This is a genomic window from Nonomuraea thailandensis, from assembly GCF_024172165.1.
GTDB lineage: Bacteria > Actinomycetota > Actinomycetes > Streptosporangiales > Streptosporangiaceae > Nonomuraea > Nonomuraea thailandensis.
Window position 1 is genome coordinate 12780001 of the sequence record NZ_JAMZEB010000002.1, and the last position, 2631, is coordinate 12782631.

Annotated in this window: 2 rRNA genes (1 of these 2 only partly in view); both read left to right on the plus strand. The window is 57.2% G+C overall.

The annotated features are described in order from the left end of the window. Positions 1 to 2370, plus strand: a 23S ribosomal RNA gene (locus HD597_RS63410) (it extends 734 nt beyond the left edge of the window). Positions 2371 to 2500: 130 nt separating this feature from the next. Further along, positions 2501 to 2617, plus strand: a 5S ribosomal RNA gene (gene rrf, locus HD597_RS63415). Positions 2618 to 2631: the final 14 nt, after the last annotated feature.

Consider the following 2631-nt stretch of genomic DNA (forward strand, 5'->3'; position numbering starts at 1 on the left):
AGCGAGTCTGAAGAGGGCGTTTGAGTCGCATGCTGTAGACCCGAAGCGGAGTGATCTACGCATGGGCAGGTTGAAGCTCAGGTAAGACTGGGTGGAGGACCGAACCCACCAGGGTTGAAAACCTGGGGGATGATCTGTGTGTAGGGGTGAAAGGCCAATCAAACTCCGTGATAGCTGGTTCTCCCCGAAATGCATTTAGGTGCAGCGTCGCGTGTTTCTTGCCGGAGGTAGAGCACTGGATGGCCGATGGGCCCGACAAGGTTACTGACGTCAGCCAAACTCCGAATGCCGGTAAGTGAGAGCGTGGCAGTGAGACTGCGGGCGATAAGGTTCGTAGTCGAGAGGGAAACAGCCCAGATCACCGACTAAGGCCCCTAAGCGTGTGCTAAGTGGGAAAGGATGTGGAGTCGCAGAGACAACCAGGAGGTTGGCTTAGAAGCAGCCACCCTTGAAAGAGTGCGTAATAGCTCACTGGTCAAGTGATTCTGCGCCGACAATGTAGCGGGGCTCAAGTACACCGCCGAAGTCGTGGCACTGACAGTTTGCGCTGTTGGTGGGTAGGGGAGCGTCGTGCAGCCGGTGAAGCAGCAGAGTGATCTAGTTGTGGAGGCTGTGCGAGTGAGAATGCAGGCATGAGTAGCGAATCGAGGGTGAGAAACCCTCGCGCCGGATGACCAAGGGTTCCTGGGCCAGGCTAATCCGCCCAGGGTAAGTCGGGACCTAAGGCGAGGCCGACAGGCGTAGTCGATGGACAACGGGTTGATATTCCCGTACCCGCTTCAATGCGCCCATACTGAACCTCGTGATGCTAAGAGTCCTTAACTCGGGTTGTCCTTCGGGACGACCGTCAGAGTGAACGCTCGGTCCGATCGGGTAGTAGGTAAGCGATGGGGTGACGCAGGAAGGTAGTCCAGCCCAGGCGATGGTTGTCCTGGGGTAAGCATGTAGGGAGTGCGGTAGGCAAATCCGCCGCGCGTGTTCCTGAGATGTGATGCCGAGCCGATTGTGGTGAAGTGGATGATCCTATGCTGCCGAGAAAAGCCTCTAGTGAGTGTTGTGGCGGCCCGTACCCTAAACCGACTCAGGTGGTCAGGTAGAGAATACTAAGGCGATCGGGTGAACTGTGGTTAAGGAACTCGGCAAATTGCCCCCGTAACTTCGGGAGAAGGGGGACCTCTGCTGGTGATGAGTCTTGCACTCGGAGCTGGTGGGGGTCGCAGTGGCCAGGGGGAAGCGACTGTTTACTAAAAACACAGGTCCGTGCGAAGTCGTAAGACGATGTATACGGACTGACGCCTGCCCGGTGCCGGAACGTTAAGGGGACCGCTTAGCCAGCTTCGGTTGGCGAAGGTGAGAACTTAAGCGCCGGTAAACGGCGGTGGTAACTATAACCATCCTAAGGTAGCGAAATTCCTTGTCGGGTAAGTTCCGACCTGCACGAATGGCGTAACGACTTCCCCGCTGTCTCAACCGCAGACCCGGCGAAATTGCACTACGAGTAAAGATGCTCGTTACGCGCAGCAGGACGGAAAGACCCCGGGACCTTCACTACAGCTTGACATTGGCGTTTGGAGCGTCTTGTGTAGGATAGGTGGGAGACTGGGAAGCTCGGACGCTAGTTCGGGTGGAGTCATTGGTGAAATACCACTCTGGTCGTTTTGAACGTCTAACTCTGGTCCGTGATCCGGATCGGGGACAGTGTCTGGTGGGTAGTTTAACTGGGGCGGTTGCCTCCCAAAGAGTAACGGAGGCGCCCAAAGGTTCCCTCAGCCTGGTTGGCAATCAGGTGTTGAGTGTAAGTGCACAAGGGAGCTTGACTGTGAGACTGACGGGTCGAGCAGGAGCGAAAGCTGGGACTAGTGATCCGGCATCGGCGTGTGGAAGCGGTGTCGCTCAACGGCTAAAAGGTACCCCGGGGATAACAGGCTGATCTTCCCCAAGAGTCCATATCGACGGGATGGTTTGGCACCTCGATGTCGGCTCGTCGCATCCTGGGGCTGGAGTAGGTCCCAAGGGTTGGGCTGTTCGCCCATTAAAGCGGTACGCGAGCTGGGTTTAGAACGTCGCGAGACAGTTCGGTCCCTATCCGCTGCGCGCGCAGGAGACTTGAAAGGGGCTGTCCCTAGTACGAGAGGACCGGGACGGACGAACCTCTGGTGTGCCAGTTGTACCGCCAGGTGCACGGCTGGTTGGCTACGTTCGGAAGGGATAACCGCTGAAAGCATCTAAGCGGGAAGCTCGCCTTGAGATGAGGTCTCCCACCACGAGAGTGGGTAAGGCTCCCGGTAGACGACCGGGTTGATAGGCCGGAGGTGGAAGCACGGTAACGTGTGGAGCTGACCGGTACTAATAGGCCGAGGACTTGACCACAAAGCATTGTGCTTGGTGTGTGCTGCGCTCTGTTACTCTTCGCCGGGTCCAGAGCTGCGCCGCATCAAGGTACTTCTTGCTCGCGTCCACTACGCAATTCTGAGACAGCAAACAGGCTGTTTCGCAGGGTTACGGCGGTTATGGCGGGAAGGAAACACCCGGTTACATTCCGAACCCGGAAGTTAAGCTTCTCTGCGCCGATGGTACTGCACTCGGGAGGGTGTGGGAGAGTAGGTCACCGCCGGACAATCTTTATGGGAA